This is a genomic window from Kitasatospora sp. NPDC023120, assembly GCF_055560835.1.
Genome location: NZ_JBVHHY010000120.1, coordinates 1 through 1,138 on the forward strand (window position 1 = coordinate 1; position 1,138 = coordinate 1,138).

General features: G+C 68.1%; 1 protein-coding gene. It reads right to left on the minus strand.

What is annotated here, in order from left to right; genetic code table 11:
• Positions 1-1,138 (minus strand): AMP-binding protein (locus ACZ3TI_RS41010; RefSeq protein ID WP_465735705.1); only part of this gene is annotated, 1,138 nt, incomplete at both ends.

Genomic DNA, 1,138 nt, shown 5'->3' on the forward strand with positions numbered 1-1,138 from the left:
CGTTGTCGAGGACGTAGACGCGCTTGCCGGCGAGGGGTCGGCCGATCGGCGGGATCGCGGAGCCGTCCGGGTGCAGGGGTTCGCTCATGGTCGCGGTGACGGTGGTCTCCGTCGGTCCGTAGCCGTTGATCATGCGTCGGCCGGGTGCCCAGCGGTCGACCAGTTCCCCGGAGACCGCCTCGCCGCCCACACCGAGGGTGATTCCCCGGGGCACCTGCTCCTCCGGGAGCACACCGAGTGCAGCCGGAGGCAGGTCCAGGTAGCTCAGTCCGTGCTGGGCGATCAGGTCCAACAGCGGCTCGCCGGGTGCCAGACGCTCGGTCGGTGCGAGCACCAGGCGAGCACCCGACAGCAGCGACAGGCAGAGCTCGGACATGTGGCTGTCGAAGCTGAACGAAGCGAACTGCAGGATGCGGCTGTCGGGAGTTGCGGCATTCTGCTTGATCTTCGCCGTGGCGAGGGTGGAGATGCCTTCGTGGGGGACGACGACGCCCTTGGGGGTGCCGGTGGAGCCGGAGGTGTAGATCAGGTAGGCCGGGTGGGTCGTGCGCAGGGTGTGCGTACGCTCGGCGTCCTGAACATCACCGCTCGACTGGTCGCTGGTGTCGAGTTGGTCGAGGAGGATGACGGGCAGTTCCGGCAGCCCGCCCACCGCACCATCGGTGGTCAGCAGGCAGGAGGGTTGTGCGTCGGCCAGCATGAAGGCGATGCGTTCGGCGGGGTATTCGGGGTCGATCGGGAGGTAGGCGCCGCCGGCTTTGGTGACGGCCAGGATGGCGACGATCATCTCGATGGAGCGCGGCAGCGCCAGCGCCACGATCCGCTCCGGGCCGACGCCGTGCCCGATCAGCACGCGTGCGAGGCGGTTGGCCTGCTCGTTGAGTTCCCGGTAGGTGAGCGAGGTGTCCTCGAAGACCACGGCGACGTGTTCCGGTGTCTGTGCGGCCTGGGTTTCGAAGAGTTGCGGCAGGGTTTGCGGTTCGGTGCCGGGGGTGGTTTCGCCGCTCCACTCGCGCAGGGTGTGTTCTTCGGCGGGGGTGAGGAGGGGGAGTTGGGAGGTGGGGAGGTGTGGGGTGGTGAGGATGGTTCGGATGATCTGTTGGAGGCGGTGGCCGAGGTTTTGGATGGTGGGGTGGTC